15 protein-coding genes and 1 pseudogene are annotated in these 15386 nt (G+C 54.6%); 10 read left to right on the top strand and 6 right to left on the bottom strand.

The window, feature by feature from the left end; all coding sequences use genetic code 11:
• Positions 1-415 precede the first annotated feature (415 nt).
• The 8 genes and pseudogenes from ACFQND_RS13955 (at position 416) to ACFQND_RS13920 (ending at position 8105) form a co-directional block, all read left to right on the top strand.
• Positions 416-1678 carry a type II restriction endonuclease gene (locus tag ACFQND_RS13955; RefSeq protein WP_371438987.1) on the top strand — a complete coding sequence of 421 codons (1263 nt, stop codon included), beginning with the start codon at positions 416-418 and terminating at the stop codon, positions 1676-1678.
• A 247-nt stretch (positions 1679-1925) separates the two neighbouring features.
• The gene (locus tag ACFQND_RS13950) at positions 1926-2378 is read left to right on the top strand and encodes a DUF305 domain-containing protein (protein ID WP_371438986.1); all 453 of its coding nucleotides are present in this window, start codon (positions 1926-1928) and stop codon (positions 2376-2378) included.
• 308 nt (positions 2379-2686) lie between these two features.
• Positions 2687-3016 (top strand): four-helix bundle copper-binding protein, encoded by a 330-nt coding sequence (locus tag ACFQND_RS13945; RefSeq protein ID WP_371438988.1) that lies wholly within the window; start codon positions 2687-2689, stop codon positions 3014-3016.
• Between the two features lie 45 nt (positions 3017-3061).
• Positions 3062-4855: a copper resistance system multicopper oxidase gene (locus ACFQND_RS13940; protein WP_371438985.1), complete on the top strand. Its 1794-nt coding sequence runs from the start codon at positions 3062-3064 to the stop codon at positions 4853-4855.
• Complete coding sequence (locus ACFQND_RS13935; protein ID WP_371438984.1) at positions 4852-5952, top strand: copper resistance protein B; 1101 nt, start codon at positions 4852-4854, stop codon at positions 5950-5952. The genes ACFQND_RS13940 and ACFQND_RS13935 overlap by 4 nt, the downstream gene beginning before the upstream one ends.
• A 306-nt stretch (positions 5953-6258) precedes the next feature.
• Positions 6259-6585 (top strand): annotated as a pseudogene (merD, locus tag ACFQND_RS13930) (mercuric resistance transcriptional repressor MerD); the annotation flags it as partial.
• A 241-nt stretch (positions 6586-6826) separates the two neighbouring features.
• Positions 6827-7096: a hypothetical protein gene (locus ACFQND_RS13925; protein WP_371438983.1), complete on the top strand. Its 270-nt coding sequence runs from the start codon at positions 6827-6829 to the stop codon at positions 7094-7096.
• A 67-nt stretch (positions 7097-7163) separates the two neighbouring features.
• Positions 7164-8105: an NAD(P)/FAD-dependent oxidoreductase gene (locus ACFQND_RS13920; protein WP_371438982.1), complete on the top strand. Its 942-nt coding sequence runs from the start codon at positions 7164-7166 to the stop codon at positions 8103-8105.
• Positions 8106-8211: 106 nt separating this feature from the next.
• Here ACFQND_RS13920 and ACFQND_RS13915 read toward each other — a convergent pair whose 3' ends face one another.
• A complete protein-coding gene (locus ACFQND_RS13915; protein ID WP_371438981.1) occupies positions 8212-9645 on the bottom strand; it encodes a heavy metal sensor histidine kinase in 1434 nt (477 codons plus the stop codon).
• On the bottom strand, positions 9642-10322 hold the full coding sequence (locus ACFQND_RS13910) for a heavy metal response regulator transcription factor (RefSeq protein ID WP_371438980.1): 681 nt from the start codon (positions 10320-10322) through the stop codon (positions 9642-9644). The genes ACFQND_RS13915 and ACFQND_RS13910 overlap by 4 nt, the downstream gene beginning before the upstream one ends.
• Positions 10323-10477: 155 nt before the next feature.
• On the opposite strand from ACFQND_RS13910, the gene ACFQND_RS13905 reads away from it, so the two are divergent.
• Together ACFQND_RS13905 and ACFQND_RS13900 are read left to right on the top strand one after the other, a co-directional pair.
• A complete protein-coding gene (locus tag ACFQND_RS13905) occupies positions 10478-10804 on the top strand; it encodes a DUF4148 domain-containing protein (RefSeq protein ID WP_371438979.1) in 327 nt (108 codons plus the stop codon).
• A 108-nt stretch (positions 10805-10912) separates the two neighbouring features.
• Entirely contained in the window at positions 10913-11260 is a 348-nt protein-coding gene (locus ACFQND_RS13900; protein WP_371438978.1) for a copper-binding protein, read from the top strand.
• 9 nt (positions 11261-11269) lie between these two features.
• On the opposite strand, the gene ACFQND_RS13895 is transcribed toward ACFQND_RS13900, so the two are convergent.
• From ACFQND_RS13895 to ACFQND_RS13880, 4 genes are all read right to left on the bottom strand, one after another.
• Positions 11270-13657 carry a heavy metal translocating P-type ATPase gene (locus tag ACFQND_RS13895; RefSeq protein ID WP_371438977.1) on the bottom strand — a complete coding sequence of 796 codons (2388 nt, stop codon included), beginning with the start codon at positions 13655-13657 and terminating at the stop codon, positions 11270-11272.
• Between the two features lie 328 nt (positions 13658-13985).
• Positions 13986-14339 (bottom strand): copper-binding protein, encoded by a 354-nt coding sequence (locus ACFQND_RS13890; protein ID WP_371438976.1) that lies wholly within the window; start codon positions 14337-14339, stop codon positions 13986-13988.
• Between the two features lie 42 nt (positions 14340-14381).
• A complete protein-coding gene (locus ACFQND_RS13885; RefSeq protein WP_371438975.1) occupies positions 14382-14870 on the bottom strand; it encodes a DUF411 domain-containing protein in 489 nt (162 codons plus the stop codon).
• A complete protein-coding gene (locus ACFQND_RS13880) occupies positions 14851-15363 on the bottom strand; it encodes a cupredoxin domain-containing protein (RefSeq protein WP_371438974.1) in 513 nt (170 codons plus the stop codon). The genes ACFQND_RS13885 and ACFQND_RS13880 overlap by 20 nt, the downstream gene beginning before the upstream one ends.
• Between the last annotated feature and the right edge of the window lie 23 nt (positions 15364-15386).

Genomic DNA, 15386 nt, shown 5'->3' with positions numbered 1-15386 from the left:
CTTGACCTTCTGAGCCCGCTGGCATTCGAGCAGCTTCGTACTGGAAGCTGAAATGTGTCTACGAAAACGGGTCAAGTCCACACATCGTTAAAACTTCAGAAATAACAATAGCTGCGGACTGTCATCTCGTCTGTGCGTTGTCGAACGTATTGCTGCAACTTGAGATGGTGGTCAGTCTTTCGCTCGGGTATTTGTAGGGGTAGTCCCTGCCCATACGACGTCTCTGAAACCGAAGTTTTGTAGCAATCCATCATCCTCACTGGACGGATTGGTACGTTTATCGATGCCAATTTCACCAATTGAAGTGACACGGTCATAGTTGCTGAAAAGACTGTGACTTTGGTAACTCTGCTTGAGTGAGGTTCATCTTTCTAAAGTCAGATACAGTCAATAAGGCGATTTATGGGAATGATTGATGCACGATTCGGTTTCTCTATTAATTGATCATTGGAAAAATGATCCCCATGGCACATACAACACCTGGTTTCTCTGGGAAGAACGCCTCAAGAACTTTCGTTCGATTCGCCGGGGAATTGGTGAGGTCGTACGTGACATTGACGCTGGAACGTTTGGAAATGCCTATCGAGGTTCGTCCTTGCAGACGGTTGTCGGCTCGGTCGCTGAGCAGCGGCAAATATTCAAGGGCGCAGATCACGCTTTTTTGTGGAAGCCGAAACTCCGCATCCCGGACATCTATGAACATGAGGCCAACCAGCGCGCCTTTGCGAGACTCTTGAACGCATGCGACTGCTGCGATACGCCAGAGGCGATCATTGAAGCCATCCAGAAGATCGATGCGCTCAAGATCAAGGGTCTCGGGCCCGCCGTTGCCAATTTGCTCTATTTCATCCACCCAACTCTTGTCTGTCCTTTCAACACGGCCATAGTCAACGGGTTTAATGCCCTGACCGGCAGTAACGTGAAGTTGGGCCGATGGGACCATTACCTGTCTATGCGGGAAGGGTTGATTCGGCTCAATGAGCAACATCGCCACAAGCTGTCCAATGACTTGGGGGCCATTGCGGGCTTGATGTTCGACGTGGGAAGCGGCCGCTACGCGGCTCCTCCCCGGCTTGAAGACCCTGGGGTGATTGCACTGTGGGAGAGCGATTTGCAACGCGTCCGCGAAGAGTCGACTGCAGCGCAGAAGCAGTGGCTGCTGGCCATGGAGAGTGATGCCACCCATACCCAAATCCAAGGCTGGTTACGGGATATGGGCAAGGCGTTGGGTTTTGACGTCTGGATTGCTTCGAATGATCGGGGACGCGAGCATGCTGACGGATTTTTGGGAGACGGTTGCCTGCAGCAGTGGCCCGGAGGGAATGGGCAAGGACTGGATTCGGTACGACTGATTGACGTCATCTGGCTCGAACAGGGAAGCGCGCAAGTTGCAGCCGCATTCGAAGTGGAACACTCCACGTCGATTTATTCAGGTATCGTGCGCATGCTGGACCTTGCTTTGGGTACGCAGGTCGGTGCCGCCAGCACCTTGTTTTTGGTCGCACCCGACAATCGCCGCGATGAGGTTATGCAGCAGCTCAAGCGACCTGCGTTCTCAAGGGTATCCGAGCTGGGTATCAGGTATCTTCCCTACAGTCAGCTCAAAGAGCATCGGGAAACCATTGGGCGATTTGGCTCCAGTATCAAACCTCTAATCGAAATCTCCCAGTTGCTATAACAGGTCCGGTTGATCCTGGGGATAACGTTTAAGCCGAAGTGCCCCCTTTTAACCAACCGCCGCCGGTCTAAAGGCCGCCTGCCTGACAGCTACCCGCTGCCCGGGTATCCCGCCTACACCAAGTTGAGCTATGCATGCATTGGATGATGGTCGACACGGGCATGAAATAACACCGCGCTCGCTAACAATCCGGAGGCCATCGAGCGGTGACTCGACCGCCTTTCAACATAACACAGCAAGGAAAAATATGCACCCCTACAGACGTTTTGCCAGCATGATAGCCGTTGCAACGATTGTCATGTTCGGACTGATGTACCTGAACACCTACGAACTGGACCATGTCTTCTTCAGTGAGACGAGAGCATATATGGCGCTCGTCATGGGAGCCGTGATGACAATGATCATGATGGGCTTCATGACGCACATGCTTAAGAGCACTCGGGCAAATGTCGGCATTGCGGCAGTCAGCATTCTGGTTTTCGTGGTGTCATTGTGGCTGGTGCGCAGCCAGTCCACGGTGGATGATGTGTCTTACATGAAGGCCATGATTCCCCACCACTCCATCGCAATCATGACCAGTACTCGGGCTCATATCGCGGATCCCCGTGTGCGAAAGCTAGCTGACGGCATCGTTGACGCGCAGGTAAGGGAAATAGCAGAGATGAAGAAGTTAATCAAAGATATTCAAGGCGGCCATTAGGCAGTCAAGAAATCATTTTCGTTTTTTAGAGAGAGGCGTCATGGTGGCCTCTTTTAAAAACCAATTTGGTGAACTTTTCACGTTGCTGCCGTTTGTTCGCATCGAACTTTTTTTAATCTAACAGTCACTTTTCCCACGTTGCCTGTCTTACGAACTTAGACCGATCTGCCGTGGCAATTCACCATACGAGCGGAGGGTTCGATCTGGATCCGGGAAGCGGACTTATCCTACAGACTAAGGCCGTGCTTTTACATAGCCTCTAGCGTTTGTGATTGGGCGAACTTTTTCTTAACTGTACAGGGGTCATGATGTCTCAAGAAGTTTTCTCCGCCTGCATTAAGGCTTGTAATGACTGCGCTACTGCATGCAATCATTGCGCTGCGTCTTGTCTTCTAGAAGACGAGGTAAAAATGATGGCTAGGTGCATTGCACTTGACTTGGATTGCTCGGCAGCCTGCCAGTTTGCCGCCGCCGCCATGGCCCGAAACAGCCCACATGCCAAAGCAATTTGCGCCTTGTGCGCATCCATCTGCCAGGCTTGCGCAGACGAATGTGCCAAACACGATGCAGAACACTGCAAGGCGTGCGCCGCAGCTTGTGAGCGGTGCGCTGAAGAATGCCGGCAAATGGGTAAATAAAGTCGTAACTACTTGCCAGGAAAATGTGCCTTAACTAGGATTGATGTGACTCACAGCACCCCCTTGTTGTCAGGAATTGACACTCAGCGCCGATCTCTTCTGGCAAGCCTGGCTAGCGCCGGCGCTGCAAGTGCACTCGGTTTTACAAGCGGGCCGATTTATGGACTCGAGAACTCGCCCGCCTACCCGCAAGAATTGCGCGGCACCGAGTTTGACCTCGTGATAGCGGAAACCCCGGTGAACATCACTGGTCAAAGCCGCACTGCTACTGCAGTGAATGGCCAGGTCCCGGCGCCAACTCTGTTTTGGCGTGAAGGCGATACGGTCACCTTGCGAGTTACGAATCGGCTGTCGGTGCCCACGTCAATACATTGGCACGGAATTTTGCTTCCCGCTGGTATGGACGGTGTGCCTGGTATCAGTTTCGAGGGTATCGCGCCAGGGCAGACCTTCACCTATTCATTTCCTGTCAAGCAAAGCGGTACTTATTGGTATCACAGCCATTCGCGTTTCCAAGAGCAAACGGGGTTATACGGTGCGATCGTCATTGAGCCGCGCGGCGGCAGTAGGATGAAGGCCGACCGGGAGCACGTCGTGATGCTGTCGGACTGGACCGACGGTGTTCCGGAAGAGCTATTCCGAAAACTGAAGGTCATGAGTGATTTTTTCAATTTCAATCAGCCGACTGTGCAGGACTTTAAGCTCGACGTTGAGAAGATGGGTTTTAAAGGTGCAATGGAAAAGCGCAAGATGTGGAACCGCATGCGCATGACTCCTACCGATCTCGGCGATCTAACTGGCACCACTCAAGTACGCACGGCTCTGCGTTACTTGGTAAACGGTAAATCTGCCGACGACAATTGGACCGGTCTCTTTCGTCAGGGCGAGAAGCTTCGCCTACGGTTTATCAATGGCGCTGCCACTACCATCTTTGATGTGCGCATTCCAGGGTTGAAACTGACGGTAGTCGCGGCGGACGGTCAGGACGTGGAACCGGTAGTCGTGGACGAGTTTCGAATTTCTGTCGCAGAAGTGTATGACGTGATTGTGGAACCGCAGGGCGAACGCGCTTACACGATATTTGCTCAATCGATTGACCGCAGCAATCATGCACGCGGTACCCTCGCGCCGCGAATTGGCATGCAAGCAGACGTCCCCAAGGTGGACCCTCCACAATGGTTAACCATGACTGACATGATGGGCGCTATGGGGGGCATGATGGGAATGGACGCAATGCAAAGCATGTCCGGTATGTCCGGTATGCCAGGTATGCCAGGTATGCAGGATATGAGTGCTATGAAGGGTACAGGCAAGCCACCGCCTATACGGCACGCGGTCACCGAGTACAGTCCGGGCGTAGATATGCATGTCGACATGCCGCGCACCAACCTCGATGACCCGGGCCCCAATCTGCGCGATAACGGCAGAAGGGTCCTAACGTATGCCGATCTTCATACCATCGGTGGCTCCATCGACCTTCGTGCGCCGACGCGCGATATCGAGCTTCACTTGACTGGAAATATGCAGCGGTTCATGTGGTCATTCGATGGGCAAAAATTCTCTGAAGCCAAGCCGGTTCATTTCCGCTACGGCGAAAGACTGCGGCTGATCCTCGTCAATGACACCATGATGAATCATCCCATCCATCTTCACGGGATGTGGGGGGAACTTGAGTCCCCCGAAGGAAAGTTTCAGGTACGCAAACATACTTTTAACGTCCAGCCAGCACAACGTATCGCGTATCGCGTGACCGCAGACGCGCTGGGCCGCTGGGCTTATCACTGCCACTTGCTCTATCACATGGAAGCGGGAATGTTTAGAGAGGTGGTGGTGTCATGAGTTATTGCTTTAAGCATTTTCATACTGTCGTCGCCCTCACCCTGCCTTGTTTGGCACTCGGGATAGTCACACCGGTAGGTGCGCAGAGTTCAGGACAAAGTATGAATGGCATGTCCAACATGCCGGGCATGGGAGGAATGACGATGCCTATGGACTCGGGGCCGGCCAAGCCAGGGGCCGGTCCAAAGTCTGAGGCCGTGAAACCACAACCGCCTAAACCATTGCCATCGCAGAACGCTCCTTCTAACATGCACACCGTGGAGCCAATGGACAAATCCACAAGCTTGCCTGCGATGAAGTCCAGTGAAGGAGGCACGAAGGACATGTCCGGAGAGGGCATGGACTCCATGGGGGACATGCAGATGGGTCGGATGCAGGGCGGGCGTCCTCCTCCCAATGCGAGGAATCCCGATGCGTATGCTGAAGGGGTAGCGCCCATGAGCATGCCTGGAATGGAGATGTCAGACGACAGAACCTACGGCCGCGTACTTGCTAATGAACTGGAATATGCTTCCGGACATGGGGAGCGGGGCCAAAACGTCAACCTTGAGGCCTGGTATGGCAGCGATTACAACAAGCTATGGGTCAAAGGCGAAGGTAAACGCCGAAATGGTAGCCTGGAAAATTTTCGCAGCGAAGCGCTATGGGATCATGCCATCTCGACGTTCTGGAGTTCGCAATTGGGCCTCAGGCATGACAACGGGCGAGGTCCTTCACGAAACTGGTTGGCACTTGGAGTTCAGGGCATTGCTCCATATTGGTTTGAAACAGAGGCGACCGCGTATGTCGGCCGAAACGGTTCGCTGGCCGCGCGCGCTGAAGTACGGTATGAACTCCTATTTACGCAGAAGCTGATTCTCCAGCCCAAGTTCGAGGCGAATTTTTATAGCAAGAGCGATCCTGAGAGGCGCATTGGTTCCGGCCTGTCGGATATTGAGCTCGGGGTGCGCTTGCGCTATGAGATCTCGCGCCAGTTCGCGCCTTATATTGGCGTGACGTGGGACCGTAAGGTAGGAAATACCGCAAATTTCGCTCGCGCTCAAGGCGAGCGGGTCGGCAATACGCAGCTCGTGGCAGGTGTAAGACTATGGTTCTAAAGAGATTCATTTCCTGAGGCGACCTTGTCGCCCGGGGGAATTCTCTTCTCGAACGGGCTGATTGCGGTCGCAGGGTGACTCTAAATGGGAATTTGCGACATTGCAGCCAACCCATTTCACTGGAATCTCACGAGCAAGCTTATAGAGACGCTGCGTGACCGCGCAATCAATAGACGAATTTTTGAGATGTCCGGCCCCGGAATTTGGCTGATTCGCAACTCATTGCAAGGAGGCGGACAATTCGCCGCGATGTGTTCCTCCTGCCACACAGTTGCACTCGAACCGAGCGATCTTAGTGGAGGTCTCTACCTGGTGCGCGGTTTGTTGCGGCCGGTGGCCTGCACCACGAGCGGCTACGGCGTGTTCGAAGATGCCACCTTGCAACGCCTGTGCTTCGTGCGCGCTGCTTTCGAGGCGGGTATTGGCCTGGACACCCTGAAGCGGCTGTGCCGGGCGCTCGATGCAGCGGATGGCGACCGGGCCACCGCGCAGCTTGCCGTCCAACGCCAGCTCGTTGAACGTCGGCGCGAGGCGCTGGCCAGCCTGGATGCGCAATTGGCCGCCACGTTCTATCGTTTGACCATCACAAGCTCAAACAAACTTCAGCATTCGACTTGGATAGAGGCTGTTTGAGGAACGCGACATGGGGCCCATCGCCGAATTTTCTGACTTTCATATATTGCTTGCCGTCGTAGCTATGACTTTTGGAGTCTGGCTGCTTGTTTACAGGTTTCGGAGAGCCAAGGACTTAATGTTCATTTATGACAAGCTCGCAGGGTTCAACAAAACTTACGGAACCTCATTTCCTACAAGTATTCGGTCCAAGTCGGCTCAGACGTTGGGAATATTAGGCTACTCAGACACATACTGTTTGATGTTCGACATCGACAGGCGCAAGGTCGCCATCAGCAGGCGCGGGGCCTGTCAACTCGAAAGTTTCGAATACCTCCAAGAATGGCAGCTTTCCTGGATAGAAAAGCGGTTGGGCAAGCACATATTGGCGTTCGACGTTAAATTAATGATTTACAACATCGATATACGGCAACCAGTGGTTATCGTACGGGTGCCTACACTTCAGTACGGCAAAGCGTTGGAGTCAAAGTTGGCTATGCTGATGTTTAGTCAGTCCAAGCAGCAAAAATAGCTGCGCTAGTTTCTGGCAATTTTTTGAAGTCTAAAAATAACAACTTTGAACAAAAAAAGATATTTAAATGGTAAAGGCATACCCTGCTGGACAAGATCTATTCGATGCAATCGTTGTGGGTGCTGGCCCTGCCGGTCTCAGCGCGGCTCTGGTGCTGGGCCGTTGCCGTAGAAGGATACTTGTCCTGGACGATGGTAAACCGCGCAACAGTGCGTCTAATGCAATGCATGGCTTTTTGAGTCGAGACGGCACGGCGCCGTCAGACTTTCTTTCGATCTCGCGTGAACAGCTTCAATCCTACCCGTCAGTAACGATCTTGAAGCTCCGAGCAATCGATGCATCGCGCGATGGCACAGGCTTTTTCGTTCACACAAGCGATGGCCCGAGCTTTCGCGCGCGCAAGTTGCTTTTGGCTACAGGCGTCGTAGATCACCTGCCTTCGCAACCCGGATTCCAGGAGCTATATGGACTTGCCGTGTTTGTCTGCCCCTATTGCGACGGCTGGGAACTTAGGGATCAGCCGCTGGCGGTATATGGCAAAGGAGACGATAAGGGTGCCGGACTGGCCCTAGAGATGACGCTATGGAGCAGCAATATAGTCTTATGTACGGATGGGCCCTCGGAGCTCAGCACGCAAGGACTCCGGCGTCTGGCAGAGCATGGCATTTCTGTCCGGGAGGAAAAAATCATATGTCTCCAGGGTGACGGGAAGATTCCCCACAATGCTCCATTTGATGTCGTCTTTGAGTTCGGGCCTACTCTGCGCAGAACAGGACTTTTTTTCAACACGGGACGGCACCAGGCCAGTGATCTTGCGGCGCGCCTTGGTTGCGATACGTTCGAGGCCAAGGGGTGCACAGTGGATAGCAAACAGATGACCCACGTTCCCGGCTTGTACGTGGCCGGCGACGCGTCGCGTGATGTGTTGCAGGTCATTGTTGCGGCAGCAGAAGGTGCGCAAGCGGCGATTGCCATCAATACTGCACTTCTGGATCAGGATTTGGGATAACCAGCAAGGATTCTTTTTCTGGAGGTGCCCAACCAGCGGTTCGATTAGAACAACACCATTGGCAACGGCTCAGGTCAACCTCTGATGGAATCTCTCAGATGCAATCTCAGACAGTAATTTTCTGAATGGAATTTGAAGATTGAAAATTCAGCGTAAAAGCCGTTTCGCCGCCAATTTGACTGCGAACCTGCACGCTGCCGCCGTGGGCTGCCATGATGGACCGCACAATAGCCAAACCCAAACCGGTACCACCAGCAAAGCGAGCGCGCCCGGAATCGATGCGGTAAAAACGATCAAAAATCCGATCTAGATGTGCGGGGGCGATTCCCTCACCCAGATTGCTCACAGTCAAAGCGGTATTTTCGCTTTCTGCAGCAATTGCTACGGTGATCTTTGAACCATTAGAAGCGTGCCGGATGGCGTTGGACACCAGATTCGTAATTGCGCGCTGAACCAGCAAGCGGTCTCCCACGATGGCGGCATCTCCCGTCACCTCCAAAGCGATACCCTTTTCGTCTGCAATCAGAGACAGGAAATCCGTGACCCGACCTGCTTCCGTAGCGAGGTCAAGCTGGCCAGCATGGATTGGACTGGCCTGAGAATCTGAACTCGCGATAAACAGCATGTCCGAAATAAGCAATGCCAGGCGATCCAGCTCTTCAATATTGCCTTCCAGCACCCCTCGAAGATCTGCTGCGGAGCGTAACTGTGAAAGTGCTACCTGGGTCCGGCCCAGAAGTGTTGCCACAGGAGTTCGCATCTCATGCGCCAAGTCGCCCGAGAAGTCTTGCAGACGCCGATAGCCCTCATCAATGCGGTCCAGCATGCCGTTGAATTCCGTGGCAAGCTCTGCAAGCTCCAGTGGCAACGTTGTTGCTGACAAACGCCGACTTAAAGACTTGGTGCCAATCGATGCGGCCAAACGGTTGAAACGCCGCAGCGGCGTCAATGCCGTGCGCGCGATCAACCACGCCCCAACTGCGACGATCAGCAGTAGCAGGGGCAGGCCCACCAGCGTTGCTTTTATAAATCCAGTCAGCAGCCGGGCGTCATGTCGGCGATCCAGCGAGAGTTCAAATTTAACCGGATGGCCATCTGCTGTGGGAACCGCACCTTGCAGCTTGCTCAATCGTTGACCACCGAGCGCCGACCAGATACGCGAGCCTGCCGGGCTGTGTGTTTCATCGGCCACCGCTTGGTCAATTGAAGGCGCCGCTGGTGAGAAAGTTGCGATGGGCAGTCCTGTGGTGTCATCAAGGAGCTCCAGACGCAGATCATCGTGACCGATCAGCAGGTCCTCAAAGCGATGGCGGTTCTGTTTGAGCGCTTGGGCAGAAGGAATTTCTGACAGAAGGTGGCCAAGAACATCCCTTTTACCCTCCAGTTCGGCAAGTGACCGTGCGTCCAGTTGCTGGGTCAGCGCCCAAAAGGCTACAGTTGTTGCCCCACCCGCCACAATCAACCCAAAAAAAGCACTCGCCACAGCGATGTGTGAAGCCAAAGAGTTCCTGGACAACGAGGCCTGAAGGCGAAATTTCATGCGACCTCTCTGGATTCCAGTACATAGCCGACCCCGCGCACCGTGTGAATCAGTTTGTTTTCAAAAGGGTCGTCAATTTTCAGACGCAGGCGCCGAATCGCCACTTCAACCACATTGGTGTCCGACTCAAAATGAATATCCCATACCAGTGATGCGATTTGTGTACGGGACAAGACCTCGCCGGCCCTTTGGGCCAGAAGGGTCAGCAACGCAAACTCTTTGGCCGACAAATCTATACGCTGGCCGGCACGGGTGGCGCGGTGCCGTACCGGATCAATTTCCAGATCTGCCGTGCGCAGCACAGGTTCTGTGGCAACTGGATGGCTGCGTTTAAGAAGCGTGCGAACCCGTGCCAAAAGCTCCGGAAATTGAAAGGGCTTGACCAGGTAGTCATCGGCGCCCAGATCAAAACCTCTGACCTTGTCGTCGGTTTTGCCACGAGCAGATAGCATCAGAACCGGAACTTTCCTTGAAGTGCGCAGCGCCGACAACACGGCAAATCCGTCGATGCCTGGAAGCATGACATCCAGAATGATGAGATCGTGATCTCCTGTAACGGCGACATGCAGGCCATCCGTTCCGCTATGAGCCACTTCGACGGCGTAGCCACTTTCGCTCAATCCCTGGCGCACGTATTCTGCGGCTTTGGGTTCATCATCGATCACCAGAATTTTCAAAAGATGCCTCTTGTTTGAATAACGAATCTGTAATCTGCGGGCCAGCGTTGTGAAGGCCCCTTTTTTTTAAAGTAGGAACCGTGATGCAAAGGTTGCATCGCAGTCATCCCAGTGTTGGGGTGGCACTTTGCAAGTTGTTCTACAGGAGTCCTATCATGAAATCGAAATTTTTTGCTGCTACCGTTGTCGCCATTGCCGCTCTGAGTGGCGTTAGTGCATTTGCACAGGCCAATGTCCAGAATCGCCTGGAGGGCGAAGCTTCTACCCGGGTGACTTTTGACACCTCGCCCAGCAAGTTGACTCGGGCCCAGGTTCAGGCTGAGTATCTGCAGGCCAGAAAAAACAACACTTTGCCCTTGAGTGATGAAGCGAGCTTCTCGCCCGCAGTTGCTCAAACCAGCAATCTGACTCGCGCCGAGGTGGTTGCCGCGATGGGCAAAGTCCACGCGCTGGACGGTAGCGAAAAACTCACTCAGCACTAAACGCGCGCTGGGCCTCGGCGGCAACGCTGCAAATCCGCCGAGATCCCGAGTTAGGGGAACGGTTGCACAGCATTCGATCCCTTCATTAAATTCAATAGGAAAACTCTCATGAAATCAACTCTCAAAATCTCTTTGGCCGCAGCTTTACTTTCCGTCGGCATGAGCGGCATGGCGCTCGCCGCAACTGACACCTCGCCGAGTACGACAGCGGTAGCAGCATCGCCAGCGACCGTCAAACTGACGGTAGGCGAAGTTCGCAAGGTGGACCTTGAACAGGGAAAACTGACCATCAAGCACGAAGCGCTTGAAAACCTCGACATGCCCGGCATGACCATGGTGTTCAAGGCAAGCGACGCGAACTTGATTAAGGACGTGAAACAAGGCGACAAGATCCTCTTCCGTGTTGAAAAAACCGATGCAGGCTTCATGATCGTGCGTCTGGAGCAGGCCAAATAAGCAATCCTGTCAGCCTTTGGTGTGGCCGCGCAGGCGCAATGCGTTGGTAATCACCGAGGCTGAACTCAGGCTCATTGCCAAAGCGGCAATCATGGGTGACAACAACCATCCCGTAAACGGGAACAACAGGCCCGCAGCCAAAGGCACGCCAAGCGAGTTGTAGATGAACGCAAACCCCAGGTTTTGCTTCATGTTCGCAATGGTCGCATCCGAAAGCTCTCGCGCCGTGGCGATACCCCGCAAGTCTCCCTTCACCAGAGTGACCTGAGCGCTGTTCATCGCTACGTCAGTTCCCGTGCCCATCGCGATGCCAACATCGGCTTTGGCCAACGCAGGCGCATCATTGATGCCGTCCCCCGCCATGGCAACAACCAACCCTTGAGCCTGCAGCCGCTCCACCAGCGCCAATTTGTCGGCAGGCTTGACCTCCCCGTGAACCTCGTCGATACCCAGGCGCTGGCCCACTGACTTCGCCGTTGTAAGGCCGTCGCCTGTCGCCATGATGATGCGGATGCCTGCATCCTGAAGTGTCTTGAGTGCAGCGGGGGTGCTTTCCTTGACGGGGTCCGATACGGCCAGCAGCCCGGCAAATTGCCCATCAACAGCCAGCGTCATGACACTGGCGCCGCCCACGCGAAGCGCTTCCGCCTGCATCTGTTTATCGCTGTCGGTGGTTACCTTGTCTTCCACCATCAGGGCAGCATTCCCCAGCGACAGACGCTTGCCGTCGACCACACCCCGGACACCAATGCCGGTTGCAGATTCAAAGCCTTCAACCTTTGAAAGAGTCATTCCCTTGTCCCGCGCCGCTCGCACAATGGCGTCGGCCAGAGGGTGTTCGCTGCCCTGATCCAGACTGGCCGCCAGGCGTAATACCTCGTCTTCGGTGTACGGCGCCATAGCAAAAACCTTTTCAAAGGCGGGACGACCTTCCGTAAGGGTTCCGGTTTTGTCAACGATCAAGACCTGAACTTTGCGGAAATTCTCAATCGCAGCCGCGTCCCGAAACAAAATACCCTGCGTGGCGCCACGTCCGGTAGCCACCATGATGGACATCGGCGTGGCCAAACCCAACGCACATGGGCACGCAATGATGAGCACGGAGACTGCATTGATAAGGCCGTAAACCCAGCTGGGTTGCGGCCCAAAGAATCCCCAGACCAGTAGCGTCAGCAAGGCTGCGGCGACAACGGCCATAACGAAATATCCGGCGACCTGGTCTGCCATGCGTTGCATAGGTGCTCTAGAACGCTGAGCCTGGGCAACCATCTGGACGATTTGCGAAAGAACGGTTGCTGAACCCACGTGTTCGGCCCGCATCACCAGAGCACCTGAAGTATTGAGCGTGGCGCCAATCAGTTTGTCACCGACGCGCTTGGTGACTGGTAAAGGCTCTCCAGTCAGCATGGCTTCATCAACAGCGCTGCGGCCTTCGGTCACCACCCCATCAACGGGTACCTTCTCGCCAGGACGAACCCGCAGAAGGTCACCCTCGTGGACGTGTGTCAACTGGACATCTTCTTCTGTGCCGTCCCCTTTGATGCGGCGTGCGGTTTTAGGTGCCAGGCCAAGCAGGGACTTGATGGCGGCTGATGTCTGTGACCGAGCCTTGAGCTCCAGCATCTGACCGAGCAGGGTCAGGGAAATAATGACGGCGGCAGCTTCAAAGTAGACCGCAACACGACCCATGGCTACAAACGAAGGCGGAAATACGGCGGGTGCGGCAGTCGCGACCACGCTGTAAATAAAGGCGGCCGAGGTGCCCAGCCCGATTAGCGTCCACATATTCGGACTCCGATTGACGACTGACTGCCAGCCGCGCACGAAGAATGGCCAACCTGCCCAAAGAACGATGGGTAGCGAAAGCACCAACTCCACCCAGCTTTGCGTCCCCATTGCGAACAATCCAAGCTGGTGTCCGAACATAGCCAGTACGGTGACGACAACTGTCAGCGGCAATGTCCACCAAAAGCGTCGCGAGAAATCCTTGAGTTCCGGATTTTCGTCATCATCCATGCTGGGCATAAGGGGTTCGAGGGACATGCCGCACTTCGGACAGTGACCGGGATGGTCCTGTCGAATTTCGGGATGCATGGGGCAGGTGTATATCGTGCCGGCAACCGCCTTGAAAGTCTCGGGCGTAACAGCCTCCTGCTTCGGCTTCAGGTAACGTTCGGGCTCGGCAGTGAATTTCGTCTTGCACCCTGCACTGCAAAAGTAATAGGGTATGCCAGCATGCTCATGTTTGTTGGGTGACTGTTCCGTGACGTTCATTCCGCATACAGGATCCTTCAGCTGTCCAGGGGAACTCGTCTGCGCCCCGCCAACATGCATTGGCTGTTCGGCCATGGCAGGAGAATGGTCGTGACCGTGCGGGGTGTGTTCGTGTTTTTCCATAACGGGCAGCTTTCAATGAAGTGTTAGGACGCGCAGTTTTAATCACCTTCGTCGCTTTTTGCGGTGTCTGGAGGGCGAGCTTTTTGGATGACTTCCAGGTTTTTTTAGCTTCCTGTCGCGCCATAGAAAGTAAGCCACGATGAAAAACAGTATGACGGCCGCAGCGAATCCCGCAATCAGCGCGTTGCCCAAAGTCTCGTGCGGTGCGTTAATCAGATTGCGAAATTCATGCGGCATCGGTATACATCTGATTCACGTTGAACTTCCCATTCGGGTTCCAGGGTTAGCCCAAGGCGCTTATAGCGCCCGTGGCCACCCTGAACCAGGCTTACTTCGATGGCTGCAGATCGGTCACCACAATGGCGCCGTTGGACTTTTCAGCCTTGAAGCGCACCTTGTCGCCGGCCTTGACCTTGTCGAGCATGGCCGGATCCTTCACCTGAAACACCATGGTCATGCCAGGCATATCGAGATTCTTGATGTCACCATGCTTCAGCGTGATCTTTTTGGTGTCCATATCCACCTTCCGAACTTCGGCTTCGGTCATGTCGCCGGCGGGTGCAGCCATTTCTTTTTTACTGTCCATGGCCATAGGTGCGTTGCCGGGTTTCATGGCTGTTTGTGCTTGAGCTGCACCGGCTGCGAGAGTTGCAATGATCAGAAGGGTTTTGAGGTTTTTCATGATGGTTCTTTCAGGAGTTGAGGTTGATTACGTTAAAGATTTCTAGGGATAAGACTGATAAACGCGGGAGTTGCCGTCTTTGAGGACCAGCAAAACGTCGAAGGCATCACTGGCGTTGCCCATTTCCATCCCCGGTGAGCCCGCCGGCATGCCCGGCACGGCCAGGCCTAGGGCTTGGGGTTTTTCACGCAGGAGACGCCGCATTTCCTTTGCGGGAACATGGCCCTCCAGCACGTATGTGCCCAGCAGTCCGGTATGACAGGATCCGAACTTTTCGGCCAGCCCGAGCTTTTGACGCATAGGCGCCGTGTCTTTGACATCGTGGGTCACGACGTCAAAGCCGTTGCTGCGCAGATGGGAAACCCATTCGCCGCAGCAACCACAGTCAGGTGTTTTCCAGATCGTTACCCGGTCTTTGGGCGAAGCGGCTAGCACGCCCAGGGGTTGGCCTAGTGTCACGGCCCCGGTCAGCCCAAAAATCAGCCGTGAGGCTGAGCGCCTGGTCACACGATCAGTGCTTGTGGTCGTCATGGCCATCCTTCTTTGGAGCGGCTTTGCCGCCGGCGACGGTCACAAAGCCTTTCATGCCCGCGTCATAGTGACCAGGCTGCAGGCAAGCAAAGTCGATCTTGCCGGCTTTGGTGAACTGCCAGATGATTTCGCCAGTCTTGCCGGGGGCCACGGTCACCATGTTGGCATCGGCGTGTTCCATCTCCGGATTCTTCTTCATCACTTCGTAGTGCTCCTTGAGTTCCTTTTCGGTACCCAGCACCATCTCGTGCTTGACCTTGCCAGAGTTTTTGACGACGAAGCGAATGGTTTCACCCTGCTTGGCCGTCACTTGTGGAACGCTAAAGCGCATGGTGTCGGCCATGTCCATGGTGATGGTGCGGGTGACCTTGGAGGCCATACCAGGCTTGCCGATGGCCTCATCGTCGTGCCCTCCAGCGTGGGTACCAGATGCCATGGCGGTCATGGCTAGCAGCAGCGATGGAAGTGCGATCAGCAGGTTGCGTGTTTTCATGGAGATACCTTTCTAGGTGGTGG

This window comes from Polaromonas aquatica (assembly GCF_042659145.1).
Lineage (GTDB): Bacteria > Pseudomonadota > Gammaproteobacteria > Burkholderiales > Burkholderiaceae_C > Polaromonas > Polaromonas aquatica.
Note: the sequence above shows the minus strand (reverse complement) of the source record. Positions and strands in the feature narration are given on the sequence as shown.

Bases quoted from the DNA above. Each gene is read 5' to 3' on its own strand.
- ACFQND_RS13935 (WP_371438984.1), top strand. From the start codon at position 4,852: ATGAGTTATTGCTTTAAGCATTTTCATACTGTCGTCGCCCTCACCCTG.
- ACFQND_RS13915 (WP_371438981.1), bottom strand. From the start codon at position 9,645: ATGAAATTTCGCCTTCAGGCCTCGTTGTCCAGGAACTCTTTGGCTTCA.
- ACFQND_RS13885 (WP_371438975.1), bottom strand. From the start codon at position 14,870: ATGACGACCACAAGCACTGATCGTGTGACCAGGCGCTCAGCCTCACGG.
- ACFQND_RS13925 (WP_371438983.1), top strand. From the start codon at position 6,827: ATGTTCGACATCGACAGGCGCAAGGTCGCCATCAGCAGGCGCGGGGCC.
- ACFQND_RS13950 (WP_371438986.1), top strand. From the start codon at position 1,926: ATGCACCCCTACAGACGTTTTGCCAGCATGATAGCCGTTGCAACGATT.
- ACFQND_RS13895 (WP_371438977.1), bottom strand. From the start codon at position 13,657: ATGGAAAAACACGAACACACCCCGCACGGTCACGACCATTCTCCTGCC.
- ACFQND_RS13945 (WP_371438988.1), top strand. From the start codon at position 2,687: ATGTCTCAAGAAGTTTTCTCCGCCTGCATTAAGGCTTGTAATGACTGC.
- ACFQND_RS13900 (WP_371438978.1), top strand. From the start codon at position 10,913: ATGAAATCAACTCTCAAAATCTCTTTGGCCGCAGCTTTACTTTCCGTC.
- ACFQND_RS13890 (WP_371438976.1), bottom strand. From the start codon at position 14,339: ATGAAAAACCTCAAAACCCTTCTGATCATTGCAACTCTCGCAGCCGGT.
- ACFQND_RS13905 (WP_371438979.1), top strand. From the start codon at position 10,478: ATGAAATCGAAATTTTTTGCTGCTACCGTTGTCGCCATTGCCGCTCTG.
- ACFQND_RS13880 (WP_371438974.1), bottom strand. From the start codon at position 15,363: ATGAAAACACGCAACCTGCTGATCGCACTTCCATCGCTGCTGCTAGCC.
- ACFQND_RS13955 (WP_371438987.1), top strand. From the start codon at position 416: ATGCACGATTCGGTTTCTCTATTAATTGATCATTGGAAAAATGATCCC.
- ACFQND_RS13920 (WP_371438982.1), top strand. From the start codon at position 7,164: ATGGTAAAGGCATACCCTGCTGGACAAGATCTATTCGATGCAATCGTT.